This window comes from Aquabacterium humicola (genome assembly GCF_030167915.1).
GTDB lineage: Bacteria > Pseudomonadota > Gammaproteobacteria > Burkholderiales > Burkholderiaceae_C > Pseudaquabacterium > Pseudaquabacterium humicola.
On sequence record NZ_JARGNB010000003.1, the window covers coordinates 138,776 to 164,256 of the forward strand.

Annotated in this window: 15 protein-coding genes and 1 pseudogene; 12 read left to right on the forward strand and 4 right to left on the reverse strand. The window is 70.1% G+C overall.

Annotated elements, in window-relative coordinates; genetic code table 11:
• Positions 1 to 65: 65 nt before the first annotated feature.
• Together P1K89_RS16790 and P1K89_RS16795 are read left to right on the forward strand one after the other, a co-directional pair.
• A complete protein-coding gene (locus tag P1K89_RS16790; protein WP_284617636.1) occupies positions 66 to 1,955 on the forward strand; it encodes a prolyl oligopeptidase family serine peptidase in 1,890 nt (629 codons plus the stop codon).
• A 9-nt stretch (positions 1,956 to 1,964) separates the two neighbouring features.
• Entirely contained in the window at positions 1,965 to 2,225 is a 261-nt protein-coding gene (locus tag P1K89_RS16795) for a dihydrofolate reductase family protein (protein WP_284617637.1), read from the forward strand.
• Positions 2,226 to 2,616: 391 nt separating this feature from the next.
• Here the strand turns inward: P1K89_RS16795 and P1K89_RS16800 are convergent, their stop codons facing one another.
• On the reverse strand, positions 2,617 to 5,208 hold the full coding sequence (locus P1K89_RS16800; protein ID WP_284617638.1) for a M1 family aminopeptidase: 2,592 nt from the start codon (positions 5,206 to 5,208) through the stop codon (positions 2,617 to 2,619).
• A 392-nt stretch (positions 5,209 to 5,600) separates the two neighbouring features.
• On the opposite strand from P1K89_RS16800, the gene P1K89_RS16805 reads away from it, so the two are divergent.
• From P1K89_RS16805 to P1K89_RS16815, 3 genes and pseudogenes are all read left to right on the forward strand, one after another.
• Positions 5,601 to 6,191, forward strand: a complete 591-nt coding sequence (locus P1K89_RS16805; RefSeq protein WP_284617639.1) for an NADPH-dependent FMN reductase — start codon at positions 5,601 to 5,603, stop codon at positions 6,189 to 6,191.
• Between the two features lie 237 nt (positions 6,192 to 6,428).
• Positions 6,429 to 7,050: pseudogene (locus tag P1K89_RS16810) on the forward strand (tyrosine-type recombinase/integrase).
• Positions 7,051 to 7,233: 183 nt separating this feature from the next.
• Positions 7,234 to 8,763 carry a serine hydrolase domain-containing protein gene (locus tag P1K89_RS16815; RefSeq protein WP_284617640.1) on the forward strand — a complete coding sequence of 510 codons (1,530 nt, stop codon included), beginning with the start codon at positions 7,234 to 7,236 and terminating at the stop codon, positions 8,761 to 8,763.
• A 762-nt stretch (positions 8,764 to 9,525) separates the two neighbouring features.
• Here the strand turns inward: P1K89_RS16815 and P1K89_RS16820 are convergent.
• Positions 9,526 to 11,970: a hypothetical protein gene (locus P1K89_RS16820; RefSeq protein ID WP_284617641.1), complete on the reverse strand. Its 2,445-nt coding sequence runs from the start codon at positions 11,968 to 11,970 to the stop codon at positions 9,526 to 9,528.
• Positions 11,971 to 12,626: 656 nt separating this feature from the next.
• Between P1K89_RS16820 and P1K89_RS16825 the strand changes: the two genes are divergently transcribed.
• Positions 12,627 to 15,071, forward strand: a complete 2,445-nt coding sequence (locus tag P1K89_RS16825; RefSeq protein WP_350081506.1) for an MFS transporter — start codon at positions 12,627 to 12,629, stop codon at positions 15,069 to 15,071.
• A 72-nt stretch (positions 15,072 to 15,143) separates the two neighbouring features.
• Here the strand turns inward: P1K89_RS16825 and P1K89_RS16830 are convergent, their stop codons facing one another.
• A complete protein-coding gene (locus P1K89_RS16830; RefSeq protein ID WP_284617642.1) occupies positions 15,144 to 15,677 on the reverse strand; it encodes a hypothetical protein in 534 nt (177 codons plus the stop codon).
• A 293-nt stretch (positions 15,678 to 15,970) separates the two neighbouring features.
• Here P1K89_RS16830 and P1K89_RS16835 point away from each other — a divergent pair, with 293 nt between their 5' ends.
• The gene (locus tag P1K89_RS16835; RefSeq protein ID WP_284617643.1) at positions 15,971 to 17,437 is read left to right on the forward strand and encodes an outer membrane protein assembly factor BamB family protein; all 1,467 of its coding nucleotides are present in this window, start codon (positions 15,971 to 15,973) and stop codon (positions 17,435 to 17,437) included.
• A gap of 14 nt (positions 17,438 to 17,451) precedes the next feature.
• Here the strand turns inward: P1K89_RS16835 and P1K89_RS16840 are convergent, their stop codons facing one another.
• Positions 17,452 to 19,968, reverse strand: a complete 2,517-nt coding sequence (locus P1K89_RS16840; protein WP_284617644.1) for an ATP-binding protein — start codon at positions 19,966 to 19,968, stop codon at positions 17,452 to 17,454.
• Positions 19,969 to 20,119: 151 nt separating this feature from the next.
• On the opposite strand from P1K89_RS16840, the gene P1K89_RS16845 reads away from it, so the two are divergent.
• The 5 genes from P1K89_RS16845 (at position 20,120) to P1K89_RS16865 (ending at position 25,401) form a co-directional block, all read left to right on the forward strand.
• Positions 20,120 to 20,827: a hemerythrin domain-containing protein gene (locus P1K89_RS16845; protein WP_284617645.1), complete on the forward strand. Its 708-nt coding sequence runs from the start codon at positions 20,120 to 20,122 to the stop codon at positions 20,825 to 20,827.
• 61 nt (positions 20,828 to 20,888) lie between these two features.
• Entirely contained in the window at positions 20,889 to 21,542 is a 654-nt protein-coding gene (locus P1K89_RS16850) for a peroxiredoxin (protein ID WP_284617646.1), read from the forward strand.
• Between the two features lie 69 nt (positions 21,543 to 21,611).
• On the forward strand, positions 21,612 to 22,763 hold the full coding sequence (locus P1K89_RS16855) for an NAD(P)/FAD-dependent oxidoreductase (RefSeq protein WP_284617647.1): 1,152 nt from the start codon (positions 21,612 to 21,614) through the stop codon (positions 22,761 to 22,763).
• Complete coding sequence (locus P1K89_RS16860; RefSeq protein ID WP_284617648.1) at positions 22,760 to 24,421, forward strand: FAD-dependent oxidoreductase; 1,662 nt, start codon at positions 22,760 to 22,762, stop codon at positions 24,419 to 24,421. Before P1K89_RS16855 ends, P1K89_RS16860 begins: the two co-directional genes overlap by 4 nt.
• Positions 24,421 to 25,401 carry an ABC transporter substrate-binding protein gene (locus P1K89_RS16865; RefSeq protein ID WP_284617649.1) on the forward strand — a complete coding sequence of 327 codons (981 nt, stop codon included), beginning with the start codon at positions 24,421 to 24,423 and terminating at the stop codon, positions 25,399 to 25,401. The genes P1K89_RS16860 and P1K89_RS16865 overlap by 1 nt, the downstream gene beginning before the upstream one ends.
• Positions 25,402 to 25,481 lie beyond the last annotated feature (80 nt).

Consider the following 25,481-nt stretch of genomic DNA (forward strand, 5'->3'; position numbering starts at 1 on the left):
ACGGGGTCGGCGCATCGTCACAGCGCCGCGCGGTGGTGGCCCCGCCCCCATCGGAGGACTGCGCGGTGAGTCCGGTCAGCGCCGCCTGCGGCACCTGGCCGTCGCCGATCAGCGCCGCGTGCGTGGCGGCGGGCAGCAAGCCGCTGTCGTCACTGCGCGTCGAGGGTACAAGCATCCACTGGCTGCAGGGGCTGCCCGAAGAAGGCGGCCGCGTTGCGGCCCTCGTGTCGACGCCCGCCGAGTCGCTGCCGCGGCGGCTCACGGCGGCGTCGCTCAACGTGCGCACCCGCGTGCACGAGTACGGCGAGGGCGCCTACGCCCTCGCCGGCGAGGTGCTGTACCTGTCGAACTTCGCCGACAACCTCGTCTATCGGCAGGGCGCCGATGGCGTGGCTCGCGCGATCACGAGTGACCGCTTGCAGCGCTACGCCGACTTCGAGCTTGATGCGGCGCGGCGCCGCCTGATCGCGGTGCGCGAGGACCATCGCGACGCGTCGCAGGAGCCGCGCAATTCGCTGGTCGCGATTGGCCTCGATGGCGCAACCGAGCCGGTCGAGCTGGCGGCGGGTCACGACTTCTACGCTGCCCCGCGCCTGTCGCCCGACGGCCGGCAGCTGGCCTGGCTGGCGTGGAACCATCCTTCGATGCCGTTCTTCGACACCGAGCTGTGGCTTGCCGACGTGGCCGCGGACGGTACGCTCGTCGCGCCGCGGCGCCTCGCCGGCGGCATCGGCGAATCGCTGGCGCAGCCCGAGTGGTCGCCCGACGGGCACCTCTTCGTCGTCTCGGACCGCTCGGGCTGGTGGAACCTGTACCGCGTGACGGCCCCGAAGGCGCTCGAAGCGCTGTGCCCGATGGACGCCGAGTTCGCGCATCCGCAGTGGGTCTTCGCGCGCAACATGTTCGGCTTCAACGGTGCCGACGAGATCATCGCGACGTGCATCGAGCAGGGCGTGAGCCGGCTCGGCCGCATCGAGGTGGCCACCGGCCGCTGGACGCCGATGCCCTGCGCCTGCACCGACATCGACGAGTTGCGCATCGGGCCGGGTTTCATCGCCCTCATCGGCGGCTCGCCGACGATGCCGCGGCAGGTGCTGCGCATCGATCTCGCCGACGGTGCCAGCACCGTGCTGGCCCGCAGCGTCGACGAGCTGCCCGATGCGGCCTGGCTCGCCGCGGCGCAGCCGATCGCGTTCCCCAGCGCCCGTGGCCGCAGCGCGCACGCCTTCTACTACGCGCCGACGAACCCCGGCTTCGTGCCGCTGGCGGGCGAACGTCCGCCGCTCGTCGTGACGAGCCATGGCGGCCCCACTTCGTCGACCAATACCAGCCTGCGCCTGAACGTCAACTTCTGGACCAGCCGCGGCTTCGCGCTGGTCGACGTCAACTACGGCGGGTCGACCGGCCATGGCCGCGCCTATCGAGAGTTACTGAACCAGGCCTGGGGCATCGTCGATGTCGAGGACTGCGTCGCCGCAGCGCGCCACCTGGCCGCGCAAGGGCTCGTCGACGCGCAGCGCATGGCCATCCGCGGCGCGAGTGCGAGCGGCTTCACGACGCTGTGCGCGCTGATCTTCCACGATGTCTTCAAGGCCGGCGCCAGCTACTTCGGCGTCAGCGACCTCGCGGGGCTGGATGCCGACACGCACAAGTTCGAGTCGCGCTACACGACCAGCCTCGTCCCGCGCGCCGACTACGCGGCCCGCTCGCCGCTGGCCCACGCCGACCGGCTGAACGCCCCGGTGATCTTCTTCCAGGGGCTCGACGACAAGGTGGTGACACCGGCCCAGTCGGAATCGATGGTCGCGGCGATGAAGCGGCGCGGCGTTCCGGTCGAGTACCACGCCTTCGAAGGCGAGGGCCACGGCTTTCGCAAGGCAGCGACGATCGAGGCCTGCATGGAGGCGGAGCTGGCGTTCTATGGGCGGGTGTTCGGATTCGATCCGCACGCCTAGACTCGCCACATGGGACGCCTGACCTTCAGCATCAATGTCACCCTGGACGGCTGCGTCGACCACCAGGAGGGCATCGCCGACGACGAAACCCACGCCTTCTTCACCCGCCTGATGGACGAGAGCGCGGCGATGCTGTGGGGCCGCGTCACCTACGAGATGATGGAGAGCTACTGGCCGGCGGTGGCCCGCGGCACGCGACGGCTGGAGCTGGTTTCGGTGAAGGCGCTCGGCAACGGCGCAGTGGCGATGCGCTACCGGCGTGCGGGCTGACCAGAGCAGCCCCCGTGCTTAGGGTTGCTTAGGGTGGAGCTTCTGTGGCGATCGACTGCCAAGTCTTGGTCGGGGGACTGAAAGGTAACTTCCGCTGGAGTACTGGCGGTTGGGAGCAGCCTCTATAGCCGTTTTGCAGCGTTGTCGGTCACTCGGGCGCGAAGGCCGGACTCACGCTGACTGCCCTCAAGCAGCCGCCAGACTCGGCGACCGCGAACGGAACGAAGGTCAGCAGTACGAGATACAGCGGTCGTGGACCTGAGGTGTGGCGGCCCTCAGCCCGCGCCGCTGACTGCTTCTCTCCGAGCCGAACTTGCGCTGTCGACCCTCAGCGGTCATACGTGGCGCGCAAGAGCTGTCGTTGGCACTACCAGTTCGTTCAGTGCCCCGATCACAGCGGACCCTTACTCCGTACCCGTGCCGCCCGCTGCAGCAGATCACCCGCCTGGAGCACTCGCTCGCGCAGCTTGAGCGGAAAGTCCGGCGACTGCGCTGCCAGGTAGCGCTGCACGACCGCGGCAGTCGCGGGCGAGCCATGCCCGTGCAGCACGCTGTCCACCCATTGGCTGTCGAAAAAGGTGCCGCCGTGCCGGCGCACGTCGAGCAGCATCTCCAGTGCGGGTTGCACCAGCTGCGCCGATGTCTCCGCGCGCACCGGGTGATGTAGTTCCGATAGCCCGTCGATGACCCACTCCTCCGGCTTGCGCTTGGCTGGGTCGCGCAGTTGTCGGAACCATGCTTCGCGCTGCGCCGGACTCGGCGAGAGCACCTCCCGCAAGTACGTCATGCGCGCCTTGCGATCGGGATTGGCGATGCGCTCGATCTGCTCGTCGAGGATCTGGCTGGAGCCGACGACATCACGCCGGGCAAGCTCCCTGGCGAGTCTTGTCTCGTCCGCCTCGCTAAGCGGCAGCCCGGCCACGGCGGCATCGCGCTTCCAGACCAACCGCAGCCAGCTCACCGTCTCCGAGGAGACTGCCAGCGACTGCAGCGCCTTGAACCAGACCGACTTGCGCGGTGCGTCCGCTGCATCCGCAAGCCGTTGCCTCAACAGCGTCTCCAGTTCCCCTGCGGCTTGGACGCGCTGCTGCGGCGTCAGGAAGCGCCACCACAGAGTGCCGAGGTCACCCAGCAGGTAGGACGCAACCTGCTCGTCGCCTTCCGAGCGCAGGGCCGCCAGCAGCGTGGGCAGAACTGCCTGCGGGGTCATGCGGCCGGCCAGCATCGCTTCCCACAACCCCGACCACGCCACGGCGCGAGTCAGTGGGTCCTGAAGCGCAGAGAGGTTCTCCGCCAAGAAGCGGCGTGAGCGTTCGTCGAACTGGAAATCAGCGTAGGCCCAACCTTGCCCTCCTGCGAGGACGGCATCCGGCAGGCAGTTGCCCGCGTCACGCGTGAGGTCGACGCGGGTCGACTGCATGTCTGCGCGCAGGTCAAGTTGCCCGCGAGAGCAAAGCAATGTGATCCGAAGTTCCTGCGGCCAGCGGAGCTTGCGACCCCGCGGGGCTGTTTCGATCAGACGCAGACTGTCCAGACGACCGTCGGTGAGACGCAGTTCGGTCCGGATCGAGGGCCGCCCGGGTTCGTCGATCCAGACGCGGCTCCACTCGCGCAGGTTGAAGCGTGCGCGCGGGGCGAGTGCCGAAATGAGGTCATCCCAGGTGGCGTTGGCGTAACTGTGCCTGCGCAGGTAGGTGCGCAGTCCGTCGCGGAACTCCTGCTCTCCCAGCATCACCTCCAACTGGCGCATCACCACGGGGGCCTTGGCATAGATAAGGTTGCTGTAGAGGTCGGCCGCATCGGCCAGGTTGCCCAGGGGCTGGCGGATCGGATGAGTGCCCGCGGAGCGGTCGGTGGGGTAGGCACGCAGGTGGTTGTCGACGAAGAACGCAAGGTCGTGGCGGACATCCGGGAACAGCGGGTCGGCGATCTTCGACGCCATGAAGCTGGCAAAGACCTCCTTGGTCCAGACGTCATCGAACCAGCGCATCGTGACCAGATTACCGAACCATGCGTGCGCAACCTCGTGCGCAATCAACCTTGCGCGCCACAAGCGCTCTCTCTGAGTGGCCGACTCTTCGAGCATCAGCTCTTCGGAGTTGTAGGCAGTTGCGCCGACATGCTCCATGCCCGGAAACGGAAAGGTCGGCAGCAGCACGAAGTCGTACTTCTCGAACGGGTACGACAAGTTGGTGTATTCGGCCATGTGCGCCAACGAACGCGCGTGCAAGTCGAATATCTCCTCCCGGTTGCGGATGAGCTTGGCGGCGTCAGTCTCCCGATGGAACATACGCAGCATCCGCCCATCCCGCATGCCGGTCTCCATGCGAAGGGCCCCGGCCACGAAAGAGACCAGATAGGTGGAAATGGGCTTCGTTGCACCGAAGCGAACACGAGCGCGATCACCGACCACCACGCGTTCGAGTTCGGCGCCGTTGGCGACCGACAGCCAAGGCGCAGGATGTTCCAGCGTGATGCTCCAGCGCGCCTTCAGATCGGGCTGGTCGAAGCATGGGATTGCCCTGCGTGCCTGGGCCGGAACGAACACAGTGAACAGCTGGTCGTCGCTGCGATTCAGCGGCCCATCGCCAGCGGTGAACTCGATCTCCAGCTCGTTCTCGCCGCGGCGCAGCGACGCAGCCGGAAGCACGAGGTGCCCGTTGACCGACACGGGAACTGCCGGCACTCCATTGGCCTTCAACTGGATCGCTTGCTGCCGATCAGGTTCGAAGTCGAGCACTAGCGGGCGGGTGCGATCGGACAGCAAGAAGCGCAGCACCATGTGTCCGCTGATCGGCGCGTCCTTGTTGGCAGGAATCGACAGGCTCACCTCGTAGCGTATGTCGCTGACCATCGTCGCGCGCGCGCGGGCCAGATCCTGCGCGACTCCCGAGGCCGGAGCTGCAGTCTGCGCTGACGCCAGCGTTCCGGTCAGCAGCAACGCTGCGAGCAGCTTCCCTCGGCAGAGGTCGAGCGACTTCATCTGGATCATCGTGGCACCCGAGCAGTAGGCAGGCTGCGCTCCTTCTACGGTTCGTGACCCGGCAGACAGGAAGCGAAGCCAATCTACCTTGAACTTCCTGCTGGCACCATCGAGCTTCCCACCGATCCGGCAGGCGGGCCAATCCAGCGGCCGGCCGTCACGTTGAGAGGCGGCTCCTGGCCGAAACGCGTCCCTCGCTTTGCGAGAGCACTTGGAGCAGCGAGCCCAGTCTCCAGGCCACATCCACCCGCCGGCCGGCGCGGCGCCCAAGGACAGCCCGCGTGCAGGCACATCGGCGATGTACAGCGGCCGAGGCCAGAGCCGGCGACTGTGCGCCACACCGGCCGACTGCGTGCACGGCTAGACTGAATGTACGCACGACGGAGCGCGAGATGGTCGACAAGATCCTGGTGTTCTACGGTTCCTACCGGTCCGACCGCATGGGCATTCGCCTGGCGGACTTCATCGTCGACGGGCTGCGGCAGCGTGGCGCCGAGCCCCAACTGGTCGACGCGAAGGCGCTCAACCTGCCGATGCTGGACCGCATGTACAAGGAGTACCCGCCCGGAACTGCGCCCCAGCCGCTGGAGACCCTGGCTCGCGAGATCAAGGGGGCCGACGCCTTCGTCTTCGTGACGGGCGAATACAACTGGGGGCCCCAGCCGGGCTTGAAGAACCTCACCGACCACTTCCTGGAGGAGTGGTTCTGGCGGCCGGCCGCGATTGCCAGCTATTCCGCCGGGCGCTTCTCGGGTGTGCGCTCGGGCACCCTCTGGCACGGCATCCTCAGCGAGATGGGAATGGTGGTGGTGTCGAGCACGCTGGCGGTGGGTCCGATCGCCCAAACGCTTGACGCCGCTGGCCAGCCGGTCGGCGCCTCTGGCGAGTCGCTGCGCAAGGCCTTCAGCCGCTTCGCCGACGACTTGGCCTGGTGGACCGAGGCGGCGCGAGCGCAGCGGGCGCGCCAGGCGCCGCCGTACTGAGGCTTCGGGGCAGCGGCAACCCCTTGCCAGCCCTCTGTGCTTCTGCGGAAAGCGGTCTCTCGTGGCGAACCGCTCCTGGCCGAGACGGTGAGTTCGCGGCGCCCCAGAAAGCTGCCCATCGAGCGCCACCACACCATCACGCCAAGTTCGTGCCCGCGAGCAAGTTGACGCTCGGCAAGGCGTTCGGGCAGGGGAAGGTTCATCGTCTTCGCCCCTCAACCCCGACTGGAGACCGTCATGGAATCCAACGCCAGCGCTGCACACCGCGAGCCGTGGAACAAAGGCAAGATCGTTGGACAGAAGGCGCCGTTCAAGCTGAAGGACATCTGGGCCCTGCGCATCCGGCTGCAGATGGAAGGCCGAGTTCGCGAACTCGCCCTTCAACTTGGGCATAGACAGCAAGTTGCGTGGCTGTGACCTGGTGGCCCTGAAGGTTCGCGACATCTGTCATGGCGACCAGGTGGCGGCCCGTGCCATCGTGATGCAGCACAAGACGCAGCGACCGGTTCAGTTCGAGATTACCCAGGCAACGAGAGAGGCCGTTCAGGCGTGGATCAAGCTGGCCGCGCTGAAGGCCGACGACTACCTCTTCCCGAGCCGGCTCCACGAGTCACCGCATCTCGGAACTCGGCAGTACGCTCGCATCCTCGGGGTCTGGGTCCACGACTTGGGCTTGGACCCGGCCGACTACGGTACCCACTCAATGCGGCGCACCAAGGCGACGCTGATCGACCGGCGCACCAAGAACCTGCGGGCAGTCCAGCTGTTGCTTGGCCATTCCAAGCTCGAGTCGACCGTCCGCTACCTCGGCATCGAAGTCGACGACGCTCTGGAGATCTCCGAGCAAACAGAGATCTGAAGTCGGTCTGACTGGGTCGCGCCTCGATCCGCACGGAACGGCGCCGCCGGCGGTCCTGAAGGGCAGCTTCCTGGCGGCACCGCGAAGTTCCGGCCCCGGCCAGCAGCAGTCGGTGACGATAGACTGCTTCAGGGTGTCGGCAGGCGGTGGCCGCCGACTCGTAGATTGGAGTGAGTGAAGAACATGCGGGTCTTCGAACGGATCGCCATAGTTGTTCTCCTGACCGTGCTTGCGACTGCTGGAACCGGCGTGAGCGCGGCAGCGCAGCGAGAGGAGTGGCCAACGCAAGGCTGGCACCGTTCCTCACCCGAAGCGCAAGGGATGGACTCGAACGTCCTCGCCGAAGCATTCGACGAGATTCGCCGGCGCCAGATCGCCATTCATAGCCTGACGATCGTCCGCAATGGTTACCTCGTACTGGATGCGTACTTCTGGCCGTTCCAGGACAACCTCCTGCACGACACGGCGTCGGTGACCAAGAGCGTCACCTCCACACTCGTTGGCGTCGCCATCGGCCAGCACAGGTTGAGCAGCGTGACGCAACCGGTGACGGCGGTTCTCGGAGCGCCGTCTATCGCCAACCTCGATCCGCGCAAGAAGCGCCTGACGGTGGAGCACCTGCTCACGATGACATCCGGGCTCGACTGCCACCACGACAAGGGGGAGATCACCCTCACCCAGATGAGAGGGAGTCCGGACTGGATCGGGTTCATGCTCGGCCTCCCGATGGTGGTCGAGCCTGGCGGCGTCTACGAGTACTGCTCCGGCGGCATGCACTTGCTCTCCGGGATCATCACCAAAGCGACCGGCGTGAGCGCGCTCGACTTCGCCCGGCACGCACTGTTCGCTCCCCTTGGCATCGAAGAGGCGGCCTGGCCGTCCGACGCCCAGGGCATATCCCACGGCTGGGGCGACTTGCACCTTCAGCCTCGCGACATGGCGAAGATCGGCTATCTTTGGCTGCGAGGTGGCCAATGGGAGAACCGGCAGCTCGTCCCGGCAGACTGGATGCGAAGCGCAGTCCAGGTGCACTCTCAGCCGGGCTCCAGTCCAGGACCGGGGTACGGATACGGTCTCTGGATCTATCCCGACAGGAACCCGCCGATATTCGAGGGACTCGGCCGAGGCGGGCAGCGCATCAGCGTCGTGCCAGCGAAGAACCTCGTCGTCGTGTTCACTGGTGGAGAGTTCGAACCGGGCGACATCGGCCAGTTCATCGGCCGCGCCATCAAATCCGACCGCGCGTTGCCTGAGAACTCGGCAGACGCGGCGCGGCTCGCGACTGCCGTACGGGCTGCGACGGAGCCGCCGGCTGCGCGACCAGTCACTACCGCGCCGACGCAGGCAAAGGTGATCTCGGGCCGCACCTACGCGCTCGACGCGAATCCGTTCGACCTCAGATCGTTCTCGCTCACCTTTTCGGGAGGTGCGACGGCCCAGCTCCAGTTGGAACTGGTCGACCGGCTTGACAGACCGCGACCGGTTGGATTGGACGGCGTTCCCCGCGTCTCGCCTGATGGGCGATTCGGATTGCCGGTCGCGGTAAGTGGTGCCTGGGAGAGTGCCAACTCGTTCGTCCTCGACTACAACGAGGTGGGGAACATCAACAACCGCCGCTTCCGCCTGACATTCGTCGATGAAGGGACCTCCGTGGAACTCACTGAGACGTCCGAGCCGCTGGCAACGGTGCGGTACCGCGGACGCGCACGGTAGTTGTCAGGCAGGCGGCAATTCGTCTGCGAATGCCCTCCGACTTGTGGCGACGCACCTGGCGGTATCAGCGTGCCAGCAATGCCGTCAGCCGTGAACGCGCGTTCGCGTTACGACCGGCTGCAGCGGACGTCGCTGCGCGTGGCTGCTCGACTGGAGCGTTGAGCGACGGTTTTCTGGCGGCTCGCTGCAACGACACCAGTGACCGCAACGGGTTGAGCCGAGCCCGTCGAACGAACGGGGAGCGGTCGTTGACGGTGTGAGACCGCGCTGCAGCATCACGTGGATCAGGCTACCGCCGTATTGCTGTCACTCACGGGGGCAGCAGTCGAGTGGTCGCAAGACTCAATGTCAGCTTGATATCGCTCACCGTCAGTCCGCCCGCCGGCAATCGCGGGCCCCTAGCGCTGCTGCGGAGCGGCCCCTCTTTCTGCCCGGGTGAGCTCGATCACTGCTCCGAAGCCAAGCGCCCCGAGGTCGGGCGCGGTGTCTGGGCATTTTGCGAGATCGAGACACCTGCCGCCGCTCAGAACAACCGCTCCGCCGCGGCAGCCGTCAGAAGTTCTGCCGCCGTCTGCCGATCGACCGGCCCGGCCAGGCCGAGCCAGCGGGGCGGCGGCACCGACTCCGGCGGCCAGGCACTGGAACCGCACATCGCGCTGCCGCAGGGCTGAGGCTCGGGCGAGCGCGCGGGCGCCGCTCGATTCATGGGCGAGGCGGCCTCGGTTGTGCGGCAGGGAGGCGATCGCGGCTTCGCCGCCGACCTCACGTCCACAGGCCCGCCCATCCCCAGGCAAAGTCCGACGGTTCCTGGCCCGGCAGCGCCGCCGCGCGTGCGTGGCGCTCGCCGCAGCGAACCGTGTACAGGCGCTGCCCATGCTCGCGCGAGCGGCGCGTCATGAAGGCAAACTGCGCCTCGTCGATCGTCCAGCACACGCGCGTGGGCAACAGCTCTGGGGAGGCCGCCGTGTAGCGCACGAGCGGTTCGCGCGTGCCGTCCGCTGTGTCTATCCGCAGCAGGATGCGTCCATGGTCGCTTCGTGGACCGGCCAGCAGCGCGCGGTGGCCGCCCGGGGACACGGACAGCGCGGCATCGTCGCTGTTCAGCGCATGCAGCTCCCGCCTGGCATCGAGGATGTAGGCACCACGGTGTCCCAGCCGGATCACGGCAGCACCCCCGCCGCCGACCGGGCTGTGCACACGCCACGCCTCGCGCGCGAAAACCGAGGTATAGCGGCTCGATCTGCGCTCGAGGGCATGCTCCCAGAGCAGCCCGGCTGTGGCATCGACCAGTTGCAGCAGGGCTTGCTCCTCGCTCTCCTGGCGCAGGGCGAAGAAGCAGGTCGGCTCGGTCGGGTGCCAACCGACGATCTCGGCCGCCAGGTCGATCTTCCGCTCGGTGCCTTCGGCGTCGAAGACGCGGTCGCGGTCGTCGAGCGCAAGCGCGAAGTGCGAGCCATCGGCCGACCAGCCGAGCGTCGGCTGGAAAGAGCCGCGCTTGTCCGCCGAGACGACCCGCGGCGGCGCGCCGGCGTGCACCAGCAGCACCTCGGACTCGCGTGCCACCAACAAGGCACGCCCGTCGGGCGCCGCGTCCAGGCGAGCACTATCGCCGCTCTTCTGCGCGGTCCAGCCCGCGACCGGCTCAGCCTCGCCACCGGCCTTCACGCGCCACAACCCGGCCGGCTCATCGACTTCGCGCGCTTGCGTCGCCCAGTACAGCAGCTCCATCGCCTGGGCGGCGCGGCGCTTGCCGGGGGATGCCGCAGCGGAAGCCGAGACGACCGGCGCCGCGCCGTGGAAACCACGCGCGTGCACGGCATCGGCGAGCTGCAGCTCGAGCCTGCGCGCCAATGCGCTGTCCGGCGCGATGTCCGCCGCGAGCACCCAGGTGCGGCTCGCGGCGCGCGTGAGCTCGAAGCGGTAGGTTGGCATGTCGAAGTAGTTGACGATCGCCGTCAGGTCGGCATCCAGCGCCGCATAACGCACGAGCACCTTTTGCACCTTGAAGCGCGTGTAGCTGCGGCCGTGCTTCGGATCGATGATCGCGATCGGGCGCCCTTGCGGCGGCTTCAGCACCAGGTCGGGCATGTCGGCTCCCGCGCCGCCCTCGCTCTCGCCCTCGCTCCAATACTGGTAGTGGACATCGACGCTGCCACCGGCAAACCGGGCGCTCGCCACCGGCGCCGTGGCGCGTCCGTAAGCCACATGCCACGCTCCGGCGTGCACGCCGTGCAGTTCGACGCGGCCGCCGCAGCCGTGCAAGGTCTTGAGCACGCGCACCAGCAGCCACAGCTCATACAGGCGCCAGCGTGCGGGCCAGAACTCGGTGCGCAGAAAGTCGTGGAAGCCGCTCTCGATGCGCGCGCCTTCGGTCACGTCCGCTCCCAGCGAGCGCAGCTGCGACGAGAGCAACTGCACTTCGTCGGCGAGCGAGGCGACGGCCGGGTTGGCGGGGATGCGCTCGTCGCAATCGAACGAAGCCAGCTCGTCGAGCACCGCCGGCAGGTGCTGCTGCACGCGTTGCAGCGCGCTCGTGGCGCCGGCAGATAGCGGCACGGACGCCAGAGCCGCGCTCGTGGCTTCCACCGCTTCGACGGCGAGCTGGAGCGCCGTCAGATCCTGCGGCGAACACGCCGCTCGTTCGACCGTGTGCGTGCTGCCGGGGAACTGACGCCACATCGCCTGAAGGGTCGCGTCAGACGAGTCTTGCAGCGCGCGGCCGAGACTTGTCACCTCTTCGTCGGTCGTCCGCTGCACGAGCGACTCGGGATCCACGCGTGCAGCCACATCCTCCAGCGCAGCGGCGATCGCGTGGGCGCGCGCGTCGAGCGACGATCGATCCGGCGCCGCACCGGCAAACGCCCATGCCGAATCCAGCCCGCTCAGATCGAGCCTCAGCTCGCCGCCTCGGAGCTGCATCTGTCCACCCAGCGGTGCGCCCTGCGCCGCGCAGTAGTCGGCGACCTCGCTGGCCATGCGCGCAAAGCGCTGCGCGAACCGGAACAGCACGGCCACGGCATCGGTCGCATCCAACCCTTGCAGCAATTCCAGCGCACGCCGCCGTGCGGCACCCGGCTCGTCGGGCGCCGCCTCACCGAACGCGGCGATGAAGTCGCTGATGTCGGCGTCGGCGCGCAGCAGCTCGCGCAGATCGGGTGCGGCGTCTGGGGGACCCGGCGGTCGTGGGTTCCGCTTCTTCGTGGCCATCGACAACCTCCGCCCGCGCGCTTGGCGCGCCAAAAGATGGTAGCTCCGCGGCGGCGATCGGGCACCCCGTCGAGGACAACTTCGCGCCTGCGCGGGCGACAAGCTGGTTGGGCTGAGCGGCTGACCGCCTTGGAGAAGCCCGAAGGACGGGTTTGGGTCGAGTTCGGTCGAACACATCAGGCCAAGGCGCCGTTGGCGAGCCCTCACAACCTTGCCGGCCGCGGTCGAGTGACTGGTGACTGATCTACAGCGGCCGATCGAGGCGAAGGTCGCCGAGCAACAGGTGATCGTGGCAGCGGCCGTTCGTGCCGTTGAGCGCGAGTGTCCGCAACCAGTCTGCTCCTGCCGTTCGCCCCCGAGGCTCGAACGCGAGCGGTGGCCCAGGGCAGACATTCCTCAAGGCCTTGGAAGGGTCCGGGCTCGAAGGGCTGCGACCGTCGTCGCGCGTGCCGGCGCGTAGCGTCGGTGCAGAATCGCGCTTGGCCTGGGATCAGCGATACCCGGGAGCGGAAGGGTCGCGAAAGGAGGCTGGTCATGCGTTCGTGCGAGCTTCCAGCCATTGGTCGACCCCGTTCCGCGCTACCTGCCCTGGCCCGCGCGAACCTCGCGGTCTAGCCGACCGCAAGAACAGCTTCACGCGCCAGGCGCGACTGAGCATGTTCTCGCAAGGTTCCCTGAATGAGGGCGTGCGCAAGCGCGAGGTTTTCGGGTGGGCGATGTACCACTTCGCCACCGCGGGCTACACGGCCTTCCTGCCTGCCATCTGCAGTGCCTATTTCGTCGGCGTCGTCGATGGTCGCGCCGCCAAGTCGCTCGGGTCCTTGGCGGCCGCGTTGACCTTGGCCGGCCTGTTCGTGATGCTGACCATGCCGGCGGTCGGTGCATATGCCGACCTGCGCGCGGCGAAGAAGCGGCTGCTGGCACTCAGCACGGTGGGCTGCGTCGCCGCCACAGCGTCGTTGGCCGCTGCCGGTCCGGGCGACCTGTTGCTGACGATTGCCGCGATCGTGCTGTCCAACATCTTCCTTTGCTACGGCGAATCATTGATCGCAGCCTTCCTTCCCGAACTGGCGCGGCGCGACGCGATAGGCCGGGTCTCTGGCTGGGGCTGCAGCCTCGGCTACGTCGGAGGTTTGCTGACGTTGGGCCCCGGATGGGTACTGGCGGCGCAGGCCAGCGGCGAGGCAGCGGCGCAGTTCGTTCCGGTGACGATGCTGATCACCGCGGCGGTATTTGCGGTCGCTTCGCTGACCACTCTCGTGCTCCTGAAGGAACGAGCGATCCCGCAGCCATGCGCGTTCCAGACCGAGGGGCTGGAGGCCTCGCTGCGCCGGCTGCAGCAGACATTTCACGCGGCGCGGCGCTACCGTGACTTCGGCTGGCTGCTCGCCTCTGCGGGGGCTTGTCAGGCAGGCATCTCGATGATCGTCACGCTGGCCGCGGTTCACGCCAGGGAACTCGGCTACGAGCAGGCGGACACGATGACGCTCTACTTCCTGATGACTGCCGGGGCGGCCGTTGGCGCGCTCTTGCTCGGACACTGGCAGGACCGCGGCGGCCACCGGCGCGCACTGGCTGCCACGTTGTTGGGCTTGATCGTGACGGCGGTGCTGGCGGCCGTCGCGACGAGCGCGACGCTGTTCTTGGGGGCGGCGGTCATGGCCGGGCTGTGCATGGGCTCGAGCCAGTCGGCTGGCCGCGCGATGGTCGGTCTGCTGGCACCCCCATCTCGGCGGGCCGAGTTCTACGGCCTGTGGACCTTCGGTGTGCGGCTGTCTGGGTTGATCTTCGGTCCGCTGATCTCGGGCCTGATCACCTGGATGGACGGCCACGATCGCTTGGCGTTCGTCTCGACGGGCCTGTTCTTCATGCTCGGTCTGTGGCTGCTGTGGCACGTCGACATGGCGCGCGGTGAGCGTGCGGCCGCCGAAACCATGGTCGTCGAAAGAGAGCGTGAAGGCGGGCCCGACGCGCACGGCTCGTATGGCCCAACTGCAACGAGCGCTGAGCACGGGCGGACCGTTGAAGCGCCGATCCGTTCGATCAGCTGGGGTGTGTTCTTCTTCCTTTTCGCCGTGAGTGTCTTCGCACTGGAAGTCTTCGTATGGATTCAGCGCGGGTTCAAGGGTGCGCAGGTGGGCTCGATGGTCCTTGTGCCCTGCTTGGTGTACTACGGGCGCCGACTCGTTGCCAGGCCGGCATTTCAGGTGGCGCTGGAGGATCCCCGGGCGCCGGTGATCTACCTGCGCTCGTTCTCACAGGAGGGCCAGGAGGCGGCCCAAGATGGAAGTCCCGGCTATGTCCGCGCCGAGAGCCGGCTCGTTCCCGGCCTTGAACGTGTCGGGCCCGTGCTGGCAATCGGGCGCCCCGGGGAACGACTAACCGTGCCGGGCGCCGCGCGCCTTTACGTTGGTCACGATGACTGGCAGCAGTTAGCGCGGAGCCTGATGCGCCAGGCGAGCCTGGTCGTCATCCGCGCAGACGCCAGGCAGGTTGGCCCGGGCTTGGCGTGGGAAATGGCCGCCGCCCACGAGGCCGTGCCGGCAGAGCGGCTGGCCATCTGGCTGCCGGGACGGCCGGACGCGCAGCAATTCGACAAGCTCCGCGCGCTCGTTCAAGAGGCGACGGGGTGCGAGCTGCAACCTGCGCCGGCAAAGGGCGGCTTCCTGCGTTTCGGGGTATTGGGGCGGACACACTGGACCGCATCGCTTGACGACGTGCCGGCCGTGCGCCGCGCGGCAGCAAGCGGGCAGGGACCGCTTGCATCGTCTCCTTTGCGCAGCCTGCTGTCCGAGCTCAGGGCACGCGAAGTCAAGCCACCTGGCTTCGAACTTCACCGATGGGTGTGGCTGATCGTCCTGCCATGGCTCGTCGCCGTCGTTGGCGGCGGCCTCTGGTTCTCGACGCAGACGGGCAGCCCGGTCCTGCTGCAGGCGGCCCTGCTGGAGGCCACTTTCGTCGCCTTCCTTGCATTGGGGCTCGCGTTCGATTGTTACGTGAAGTGGCCGCACAAGCGCTTCGGCTCCTCGCTGATCGTCGCCGCGCTGCTGGTAGCTCACGCAGCCTGGTACATCATGCGCGTATGGCCAGGCCTTGGCTGACTCCGGCGCACGAGAACGCGCCCGGATGTGCCACTGCACACCCGGGCGCGCTGCTTCAGTCGGCTCGCGAACTTACTTGCCGTCGCGGTCCGAGTCGCCCGGGGTAGCGCGTTCGACCGCATCGCTCACGCGATGCCACGCGTCACGCGTGGCGTGCTTCGCGCGGTCCCAGTCGAGGCTGGACGTGCCGCGGGCGGTGCTCCACTCGCGGCTCAGGTCGTCGTCGACCTCGTCGAAGCTCTTGCCCGGGTAACGCGAATAGGCGTCGACGCCGTAGCGGTAGGCGGGACCGTAGTCGTCGTAGCTGGCGTCGCCGGTCACGTAGGGGCGCGCCGTGTAGTTCTCGCGCCAGTAGGTGTCCTCGGCGGTGGGATTCAGCGCCTTGCCGGCGCCGGCGCCCATCAGGCCGCCAGCGATCGCACCGGCCGCGGCGCCGATGGCCGCACCCACCGGGCCGGTCAGGCCGCCGACAGCCGCCCCGGCCGCGGCGCCGCCCATCACGCCGCCGGCGACGCCGCCGGCGACGGCGCCGACACCGGTCGCGACCGGGTGGTCTTCCACGGCGTCGGTCAGGTCGGACTTGTTCAGGTCACGGGACTTGTTCATCTCGGGTCTCCTTGAAAACACAGGTGGGTCGCGGGGCCGCGGACTGCGGCCCCGACATCACCGAAGCGTAGAGAGACGGGCGTGCCCGCGGCGTCGGCGGGCAGGCCGACGCAGCTTCCGCATCACCGGATGGCGGGGTAGGCCCCGGCCTACCGCGCTTGCGAATCGCAAACCTTGCGCGCCTATCATCCGCGGCATCGCCGTTCGCCGGAGACCGCCATCGTCACGCGCCGCCCTTCGATGCCGGCTTTCGCGCCGGCCCTCGCGCCGGCCTTCGTGCCGGGCTGATGCGCATGCAGCGCCGCAGCTGCCTGGCCGCCGGCGTCCTGCTGGCCGCCGGCGTGCGCGGCGTGCCGGCCGCCGCCGACGGCATCGACGGCCGCTGGCTCGCCAGCGCCGGTCCGCCGGACAACCGCGCGTCGATCGGCCTGGCGCTCGAGCGCGGCCCGGACGGCACGCTGCAGGCCCGCTACACGATCGATCTGGTGAACTTCTACGGCGTGCCGCTGCCGCCGTTGCAGGCCGACGGCGAAGGCCGCTGGACGCTGAAGCAGTACGGCGTGGCGATCGAGCGCACCGCCAACGGCCTGCGCGTGACCGGCCTCGCCGACGAGCCGCTTCTCATGGGGCGCGTCGATGCGCTGCCGCAGGCGCCGCAGCGGCCGCTGCCGCCCGCCGGCCCCGAGCCGGCGTGGCAGCTGCGCCTGGGCGGCGCGATCTACGCACCGGCCGCGGTGCAGGGCCACCGTGTCTACGTCGGCAATGCCGATGGCGTGATGGCCGCGGTGGACGCCCGCAGCGGCACGCTCGCGTGGACCTTCGCCGCCGGCCGCGCGATCCACGGTGAGGCCACCGTCACCGACGAAGCCGTGTTCTTCGCCTGCGACAACGGCTGGCTCTACCGGCTCGACCGCGCCAGCGGCAAGGAAGCCTGGCGCCACGACCTGGGCGATGCGCGCGTGCCGCGTGTGCCGCCGAATCCCTTCGTCTTCGACTACGACCATGCCGGCCCGCGGCCGGTGCTGCACGACGGCGTGCTCTACATCGGCGCCGGCGACGGCGGCTTCCATGCGGTGAATGCCGACAGCGGCCGCCCGCGCTGGCGCTTCGCCGCGGCCGGCAAGGTGCGCGGCAGCGCGGCGGTGCTGGGCGACGGGGTGGTGTTCGGCACGCGCGACGGCGTGGTCCACGGCCTCGATCGCGCCAGCGGCCGCGAGCGCTGGCAGTTCAAGACCGGCGGTCCGGTGGTCAGCACGCCGGCGGTCGCCGGCGAGCGGCTGATCGTCGGCGACCGCGGCAGCCGCCTGAACGCGCTGCTGCCCGGCCGCGCCGAGCCGGTGTGGAGCCAGCCGTGGTGGGGCTCGTGGATCGAGTCGTCGGCCGTCGTGCACGGCGACACCGGCTACATCGGCTCGGGCGACCTGTTCCTCGTCTCGGCCTTCGATGTCGCGACCGGCCGCCACCACTGGCGCACGTTTGTCGGCGGCTGGGTGCTGCAGCGGCCGCTGGTCACCGAGCGCTGGGTCTATGCGTCGCTGTCCGGCGCACGCCGGCGTGCGGCGCACTTCCTGCCGCAGCAGTCGGGCCTCGCGAAGCTCGACCGCCGCGACGGCCGCATCGTCTGGCAGTGGCGCGCGCCGGCCGCGTCGCCGGGCGCCTTCCTGTTCGGCCAGGTCGCGGCGCCGGCGGCGGTGGCGGGCCGGATCGTGCTCGGCGGCGTGGACGGCACGCTGCTGGCCTTCGACGATCCGCCGGGCTGACCGCAAGCCGGCGTTCAGTCGACCGTGGCGACCGCCAGCGCCGCCGCCGCGCCTTCGTCGAGGCCGCGTCCTTCAGACGATAGCGCCGCGGCGGTCTCCGCGCCCAGCGCGGCCTGCACGGCGCCGGCGACGCGATCGAACAGCTGCTGCTCATCGGGCGATACCGCGTCCTGGCGCAGTGCGCGCCGGGCAGCGACGAAGCCCAGCAGCCGCCCGGCGCTGCGCCAGTGCCGCTGCGCTTCGACCAGCGACAGGATCCAGCGCCAGGCCACGCCGGTGCCGAAGCGGCGCTCCGCGGCCAGCAGCTGCGGCAGCACGGCACGCGCCTCGGCAAAGGCGCGCATCGGCAGCAGCGCCTCGCCCAGCATGTACAGCGCCCACAGCCGGTTGGCGTTGTCGTCGGCGCCGGCGTCCTCGATGCGCTGCAGCAGCGCGCGGGCGCGCTCGGCGGCTTCGGGATGTCGGCCGAGCTCGATCAGCGCGGCGCAGACATTGGTCTCCGCCGCCTGCGCCATCGCATTCCAGCCTTGTTCGCGCGCGAGCCGCAGCTCCTGCTCGCGGCAGGCCAGCAGCGCGACGTGGTCGCCGCGCACGCGCGCCGCTTCGGCCAGCGCGCCGTGCACGCGCAGCTCGGTGCGCGGCGGGAGGCCGCTGGCCGCCGCGTGCTGCTGCTGCAGCTCGGCGCAAGCCGCGTCGAGCGCGGCCCCGGCCTCGCCGATCGACCGCACGCGGTGGATCAGCGCGGTCAGCAGCTCGTTCGGCTGGTCCAGCCGGCGCCACAGCGCGACGGCCCGCTGCGCCGCCGGCTCCGCCGCCGGGTCGCGGCGCACGTTCAGCAGGTAGGCCAGCGCCGACCACCACTGGGCCTGCGTCGGCAGCGGCAGCGCGTCGCCGTGCGCCTGCATCGCCGGCTGCAGCTGCAGCATCCAGTCGGTGGCCTCCTGGCGCCAGGGCGTGAAGCCGACCAACTGCGCGGCGCGCGCGCTCAGCTGCGCGGCGGTGGCGAGCTCATGCTCGCGGGCCCACTGCAGCGCATCGCGCACGTTGTCCATCTCGGCCAGCGATTGCGCATCCGATTCGCCGCGCACCAGCAGCGCCAGCACCGCCGCGGCATGGCGGCGGCGCACCGACCGCTGCTCGTCGGCGGTCATCGAATCGAGCGCGTAGGCGCGCATCGTCTCGAGCAGGCGGTAGCGCGGCGGGTCGTCGCCGCTGACGCCGACCAGCGAGCGTTCGACCAGCGCCGCCAGCCCGTCGACGATGTCCCAACGTCCGATGTCCTCGTCCGCGGTCAGCGTGACCGCCAGGTCCAGCGTGAAGCCGCCGGCGAACACGCCCAGCATGCGGAAGAGGCGCTGCTCCGCATCGCCCAGCAGGCCGACGCTCCAGGCCAGCGCGTCGTGCAGCGTGCGATGCCGTGCCGGCGAATCGCGGCGCCCGCGCGACAGCAGCGCGAATCGTTCGGCCAGCGCGTCGTGCACCGCGCGCAGGCCCATCAGCGGCACGCGCGCGGCGGCCATCTCCAGTGCCAGCGGCAGGCCGTCGAGCTGGCGCGCCAGCGCGGCGAGCAGCGGCCGGGCGTCGGGCGCCACCTGGAAGCGGCTGTCGGCGGCGGCGATGCGGTCCAGCAGCAGCGCCAGCGCGCCGTCGTTGGCATCGCCGGCGGGTTCGACGGCCAGCGGCTCGATGCGCAGCAGGCGTTCGCCGGCGACGCCCAGCGGCCGCTGGCTGGTGACCAGCAGGCGCAGCCCCGGCGCATCGGCCAGACCCGCGGCCCACACGGCGCAGCGTTCGGCGAGGTGCTCGGCGTTGTCCAGCACCAGCAGCAGGGGGTCGCCGCCGCTGGGCAGCTGGCGGCGCACCTGCGCCACCGGGTCGCCGCCCTCGCCGTCGGCCAGCTGCAGGCCGAGCGCGCGGGCGATGGTGCGGGCGATCGCGCCGGGCAGCTGCTCGGCCTGTGTCAGCGGCGCGAGGTCGACCCAGGCGCCGGGGCCGGTCCAGCCGGCCAGCGTGTCGCGCGCGAGGCTGCTCTTGCCGACGCCGGGCATGCCCAGCAGCGTGGTGCAGCCGCCGCCGTCGCGCAGCCGGGCGGCCAGGTGGCTGCGGTCGGCGCCGCGGCCGTAGAGGCGCGGCGCGCCGGGCGGTGGGGCGGGCGCCGCGTCAGCGGCCGTCGCGGCGGTGGACGCCTGCGGCGGCGCCTGCAGCACCACGCTGAGCCGGTAGCCGCGGCCCGGCACGGTGGCGATGGCGTCCTCGCCCAGCAGGCGCCGCAGCGCATTGACCTGCACCCGCAGGTTGTTCTCCTCGACGACCAGCCCGCGCCACACGGTGGCCAGCAGCTCGCTCTTGGTCAGCACCTGGTGCGGGCGCGCGGCCAGCGCGATCAGCACGTCGAGCGCGCGGGCGCCGAGCGCGGCGGGCTGGCCGTCGACCAGCAGCTTGTATTCGGCCGGGCGCAGCTCGAAGCGGCCGCCGGGGCCGAAGCGCAGCGGCCGGGCCGGCATGTGCTCGAGGTGTCCGCTGTCCGCCAAGTCCCGCCCCGCCGTGTTGTTCGCCGGCGGCGAGCTTAAGGCAGGACGCGGCGCCGATTTAACAACGTTGAAGATGCGCCCGGACCGGCCCGCGCCGATCATGCAGGCACTGCCCGCCGACGCCCACGGCGATCTCCACCGGAGCCCCGCGATGACCGAACCCGATGTCTCCGTTCCCGCCGTGATGCGCAACTACCACGAGGTGCTGCGCAACGATCTGGCCCGGGTGCTGGCGCCGCTGGCCGGGGCCGGCGACACCACCGCGTTCGCAACCGCCTGGCGGGCCTATGTCGACGCCATCGACGTGCATGCGGCGATGGAGGACGGTGTCGAGGGCGCCGGCGGCGGCATCACCGCGCTGCTCGACCAGGTCTTCGACGGGGCCGCCGGTGCCGCGCTGTTCCGCGCCGAGCACGCGCACGAGCATCGGCTGCAGGCCGCGGTGAGCCGCGCGATCGACACCGGCCCCGCCGCGCTGCGCGAGGCCTTCGCCGCCTACCGCGCCGCCGCCGAGGCGCACCTGCAGCACGAGGAGGACGTGATGATGCCGCTGGTCGCGCGCCTGCCCGCGCCGAAGGCGCCGTTGTTCGCGTCGTGGTGCGTCAGCGCCGGCATCGCGCACGGCGGCTTCGAGCACTTCGTCGCGCATGGCGTGCAGTCGCTGTCGCGGCACGGCAGCACGAAGAACACGCCGGTCGGCGCGACCCGCGTCTTCGTGCAGGCGCTGAAGGCGGTCTGCAAGCCGGACCAGTGGCGGCGCTACCTGCCGATCGCCCGTGCCGCCGCGGCGCCCGGCATCTGGGCCGGCGTGCTGGCCGAGGTGCCGAGCCTGGAGCACGCGGCCGCGGCACTGGCCTGACACGCTGCCCCCCGAGCCTTCCCGATTTCCCCCGCCCACTTGCCCACATAAGGAGCATTCCATGTCCCTGCGCATCAACGACATCGCCCCCGACTTCGACGCCGACACCACCCAAGGCCGCATCCGCTTCCACGCATGGATCGGCGACAGCTGGGCCATCCTGTTCTCGCACCCGAAGGACTTCACGCCGGTGTGCACCACCGAGCTCGGCTACATGGCGCGCATCGAACCCGAGTTCACCCGGCGCAACGCCAAGCTGATCGGCCTGTCCGTCGACCCGGTGGGCCAGCACGAGGCCTGGTCGCGCGACATCGAGGAGACGCAGGGCGCGAAGGTCACCTACCCGATGATCGGCGACAGCGACTTGACGGTGGCGAAGCTCTACAACATGCTGCCGGCCGAGGACACGGCCGCCGACGGCCGCACCGCCGCCACCAACGCGACCGTGCGCTCGGTGTTCGTGATCGGCCCGGACAAGAAGATCAAGCTGATGCTGACCTACCCGATGACCACCGGCCGCAACTTCGACGAGATCCTGCGCATGCTGGATTCGCTGCAGCTCACCGCCAAGCACCGCGTCGCGACGCCGGTGAACTGGAAGCAGGGCGAGGACGTGATCATCACCACCGCCGTCAGCAACGAGGAAGCGGACAGGATCTTCCCCGGCTACAAGACCATCAAGCCCTACCTGCGCACGACGCGGCAGCCGTCCTGATCCCGGCGCCGTCCGTCGGCCGCGCAGCACCCGCATGCCATCCGTTCCGGTCCACGAGGAGAGACTTCGATGAAGACACGCATCACCGTGCTCGGCGCCGGCTTCGGCGGCCTGGAGCTCTGCACGCTGCTGTCCGACGCGCTCGGCGAACAGGTGGCCATCACACTGATCGACCAGTGCGATGCCTTCGTCTTCGGCTACTCGAAGCTCGACGTGATGTTCGGCCGCACGACGCTGGACGCCGTGCGCCTGCCGTACCGCCACTTCACGAAGCCGGGCGTGCGGCTGCTGCGCGAAACGGTGACCGCGATCGACCCGCTGACGAAGCGCGTGATCACCGACGCCGGCCAGCACGACGCCGACATCCTGGTCATCGCGCTCGGCGCCGACTACGACTTCGCGGCGACGCCGGGCCTCGTCGACGTCGACGAGTTCTACTCGGTCGCCGGCGCCGCGCGCCTGCACCACGTGCTGCCGGGCTTCGAGCGCGGGCACGTGGTGGTCGGCGTCTGCGGCGCGCCCTACAAGTGCCCACCGGCGCCGAGCGAGTGCGTGCTGATGCTGCACGACATGCTCACCACGCGCGGCGTGCGCGAGCAGTGCGAGATCACCTTGGTGCTGCCGCTGCCGAGCCCGGTGCCGCCGTCGCCCGAGACCTCGAAGGCGCTGCTGGCCGCGTTCGCCGAGCGCGGCATCCGCTTCATGCCGAACCGGCGCGTCACCGCGGTCAGCGCCGCGCAGCGCGTCGCGATGCTCGACGACGGCAGCGAGCTGCCGTTCGACCTGTTCCTCGGCGTGCCGAAGCACCGCGCACCGCAGGTGGTCGAGGCCGCCGGCCTGGCCGAGGACGGCTGGGTGCCGGTGAACCCGCGCACGCTGCAGACGAAGTTCACCGACGTCTACGCGGTCGGCGACATCGCCAACACCGGCACGCCGAAGGCCGGCGTGTTCGCCGAGGGCGAGGCGAAGGCGGTGGCGACGGCGCTGATCGCGCGTTTGCGCGGCGACGGCGAGGGCCGGCTCTACGACGGCGCCGGCACCTGCTACATCGAGTTCGGTGGCGGCCGCATCGGCCGCGTCGACGTCGACTTCTTCTCCGGCCCGAAGCCCACCGGCACCTATCACGAACCGGACGTGGCCCTGCGCGAGGACAAGGTGCGCTTCGGCGCCAGCCGCATCGCGCGCTGGTTTGGCGGCTCTCCCGGCAGGTCTTCGCGATGATCGGCCGCGACGACCTGGCGCCCGTCGCCTTCCTGGCCGGCGTGCCCGCCGACGACCTCGACCGCCTGCTGCAGGGCGCGGCCGACGTGCGCCTGGCCGCCGGCGAGTACGCGGTGCACGAAGGCGCCGAGCGGGCGCTGTTCGTCGTGCTGTCCGGCCGCATCGAGGTCACCAAGCTGATCGACGGCATCGAGCGCGTGATCGGCACGCGCGCGCCGGGCCAAACCTTCGGCGAGGTGCCGATCACCTTCGGCACGCCGTTCCAGGGCAGCTACCGCGCCACCGAGCCGTCGCGCGTGATGCAGATCAGCGCGCGCCAGTTCCACACGCTGGCCGCGGCCGCGCCGCAGGTGCTGACGCATGTCGCCGCGGTGGCCAGCGAGCGCATCGGCGGGCTGCGCGGCATCGCCACCGCGCCGGCGCAGGTGCGCGCGCTGATGGTCGGCCAGCGCTGGGACGACGGCGTGCGCGAGCTGCGCAGCTTCCTCACCCGCAACCAGATTTCGCACGACTGGCTGACACCCGACGCCCCCGAGCTCGCGCGGCGCTGGCCGGGGACCCCGCCGGCCGACGACCAGCTGCCGGCGCTGCGGTGCGACGACGGCAGCGTGCTGCTGCGCGCGACGATCCGCGACGTCGCCGGCAAGCTCGGCCTGCAGACCGCCCCGCGCAGCCGCGACTACGACACGATCATCATCGGCGCCGGCCCGGCGGGGCTGGCCGCGGCGGTCTACGGCGCCTCCGAAGGCCTTCGCACGCTGGTGATCGAGCGCGAGGCGCCGGGCGGCCAGGCCGAGACCTCGTCGCGCATCGAGAACTACCTGGGCTTCCCCACCGGCGTCTCCGGCGAGGAGCTCGCGCGCCGCGCGTTGCAGCAGGCCAGCCGCCTCGGCGCCGAGATCATGGTCACGCGCCGCGTGGTCGGCATCGATCCGGTCGAGAAGGTGGTGCAGCTCGACGGCGGCGAGCCGGTGCGCGCGCGTTCGATCATCGTCGCCAGCGGCGTCAGCTGGCGCCGCCTGGCCACCGAGGGCTTCGATCGCCTGCTCGGCAAGGGCGTCTACTACGGCGCCTCGCGCAGCGAGGCCGGCGCGACGCAGGGGCAGGACATCCACCTGATCGGCGCCGGCAACTCCGCCGGCCAGGCGGCGATGTTCTTCGCCAACCACGCGCGCACGGTCACGCTGGTGGTGCGCGGCGACGCGCTGGAAGCCAGCATGTCGCACTACCTGGTCGAGCAGCTGCGCGGCAAGCCCAACATCCACGTCGCGCTGCGCAGCGAGGTGCGCGCGGTGCACGGCGAGAAACTGCTGAATGCGATCGACCTGTTCGACCGTCCCAGCGGCCAGACGAAGCGCATCGACTCCGGCGGCGTCTTCGTCTTCATCGGTGCCGACGCCGAGACCGACTGGCTGCCCGATGCGGTGGCCCGCGACGCGCGCGGCTACGTGCTGACCGGCGAGGCCGCCGCGAAATCCGGCCGCTGGTCGCTGCCGCGCGACCCCTACCTGCTGGAGACCAGCGTGCCGGGCATCTTCGCCTGCGGCGACGTGCGCGCCAGCCAGGTCAAGCGCGTCGCCGCCGCGGTGGGCGAGGGCAGCATGGCGATCGCGTTCGTGCACCAGTTCCTGGCGACGCTGGCCCGGGAACCCGCCTGATGCGACGCCGCGCGGCCGTCCGACACTGCATCGCGTCGGGCATCGGCACGCTGGCGTGGCCACTCGCGGCAGTCGCGCAACGGCTGGAGCGCAAGGTCGTGATCGGCTTGCTGAGCCAGAGCACCCGGTATGCGCCGCTGGTCGAGGACCTGCATAGGCAGCTGCGCGAGGTCGGCCGCACAGAGGGCTTCACGGTCGAGATCGAGGAGCGCTGGGCCGACGATCAGTGGCAGGCCTTGCCGAAGCTGGCGCTCGAGCTCGTGGCGCGCCAGGTCGACCTGATCATCGCCAACGGTGACACGCCGACTGTCAGCGCCGCGGCCGGGGCCACCCGGACGATTCCGATCGTCTTTCTCTGGGTCAGCGATCCGGTAGGCCAGGGCCTGATCCGCAGCCTGCGCCAGCCCGGCGGCAACATCACCGGCTTGTCGATCCTGGGCCCGGAACTGGAGCTGAAGCGGCTGGCGCTGCTGAAGGAAGTGGTGCCCAAGGTCACGCACGTGGCGGTGATCACCAACCGCGCCGCGGCCGACCTGGCGGCGCCGCTGCGGCTGCTGCAGTCCGCCAGCGCATCGCTCGGGCTGCAGCTCAGCGTGTTCGACGTGCGCGAACGAAACCAGCTCGCCGGCGTGCTCGATCAAGTGGCGACGGCGAACGTGCACGGCCTGCTCGTGCAGGACGACTACATGCTGAACCTGCTGGTCGGGCAGGTGGCCGCGTTTGCGCTGAAGCAGCGCCTGCCGCTGGTGGCCGAGAACTTGAGCGAAGGCGTGCTCGTCGCCTACCGGTTCGACTGGGACGAACAATTCATCCGCGCCGCCAGGCTGGTCGGTCGAATCCTGAAGGGCGCGCATCCGGGCGACTTGCCCGTCGAGCAGCCGACGCGCTTCGAGCTGATGATCAACCTGCGCACCGCGCGGGCATTGGGCATCACGGTGCCGAATGCGGTGCTGCTGCGGGCGGACCGGGTGCTGGAGTAGGTCGGCTCGACCTGGCGGGCCCCTGCCGCGATCGCGAATGGCCCGTCGCCGTGCCGCCGCGATGGCCCGCGATGGCCCAC

Bases quoted from the DNA above. Each gene is read 5' to 3' on its own strand.
- P1K89_RS16795 (WP_284617637.1), top strand. From the start codon at position 1,965: ATGGGACGCCTGACCTTCAGCATCAATGTCACCCTGGACGGCTGCGTC.
- P1K89_RS16800 (WP_284617638.1), bottom strand. From the start codon at position 5,208: ATGAAGTCGCTCGACCTCTGCCGAGGGAAGCTGCTCGCAGCGTTGCTG.
- P1K89_RS16805 (WP_284617639.1), top strand. From the start codon at position 5,601: ATGGTCGACAAGATCCTGGTGTTCTACGGTTCCTACCGGTCCGACCGC.
- P1K89_RS16815 (WP_284617640.1), top strand. From the start codon at position 7,234: ATGCGGGTCTTCGAACGGATCGCCATAGTTGTTCTCCTGACCGTGCTT.
- P1K89_RS16820 (WP_284617641.1), bottom strand. From the start codon at position 11,970: ATGGCCACGAAGAAGCGGAACCCACGACCGCCGGGTCCCCCAGACGCC.
- P1K89_RS16825 (WP_350081506.1), top strand. From the start codon at position 12,627: ATGTTCTCGCAAGGTTCCCTGAATGAGGGCGTGCGCAAGCGCGAGGTT.
- P1K89_RS16830 (WP_284617642.1), bottom strand. From the start codon at position 15,677: ATGAACAAGTCCCGTGACCTGAACAAGTCCGACCTGACCGACGCCGTG.
- P1K89_RS16835 (WP_284617643.1), top strand. From the start codon at position 15,971: ATGCAGCGCCGCAGCTGCCTGGCCGCCGGCGTCCTGCTGGCCGCCGGC.
- P1K89_RS16845 (WP_284617645.1), top strand. From the start codon at position 20,120: ATGACCGAACCCGATGTCTCCGTTCCCGCCGTGATGCGCAACTACCAC.
- P1K89_RS16850 (WP_284617646.1), top strand. From the start codon at position 20,889: ATGTCCCTGCGCATCAACGACATCGCCCCCGACTTCGACGCCGACACC.
- P1K89_RS16855 (WP_284617647.1), top strand. From the start codon at position 21,612: ATGAAGACACGCATCACCGTGCTCGGCGCCGGCTTCGGCGGCCTGGAG.
- P1K89_RS16860 (WP_284617648.1), top strand. From the start codon at position 22,760: ATGATCGGCCGCGACGACCTGGCGCCCGTCGCCTTCCTGGCCGGCGTG.
- P1K89_RS16865 (WP_284617649.1), top strand. From the start codon at position 24,421: ATGCGACGCCGCGCGGCCGTCCGACACTGCATCGCGTCGGGCATCGGC.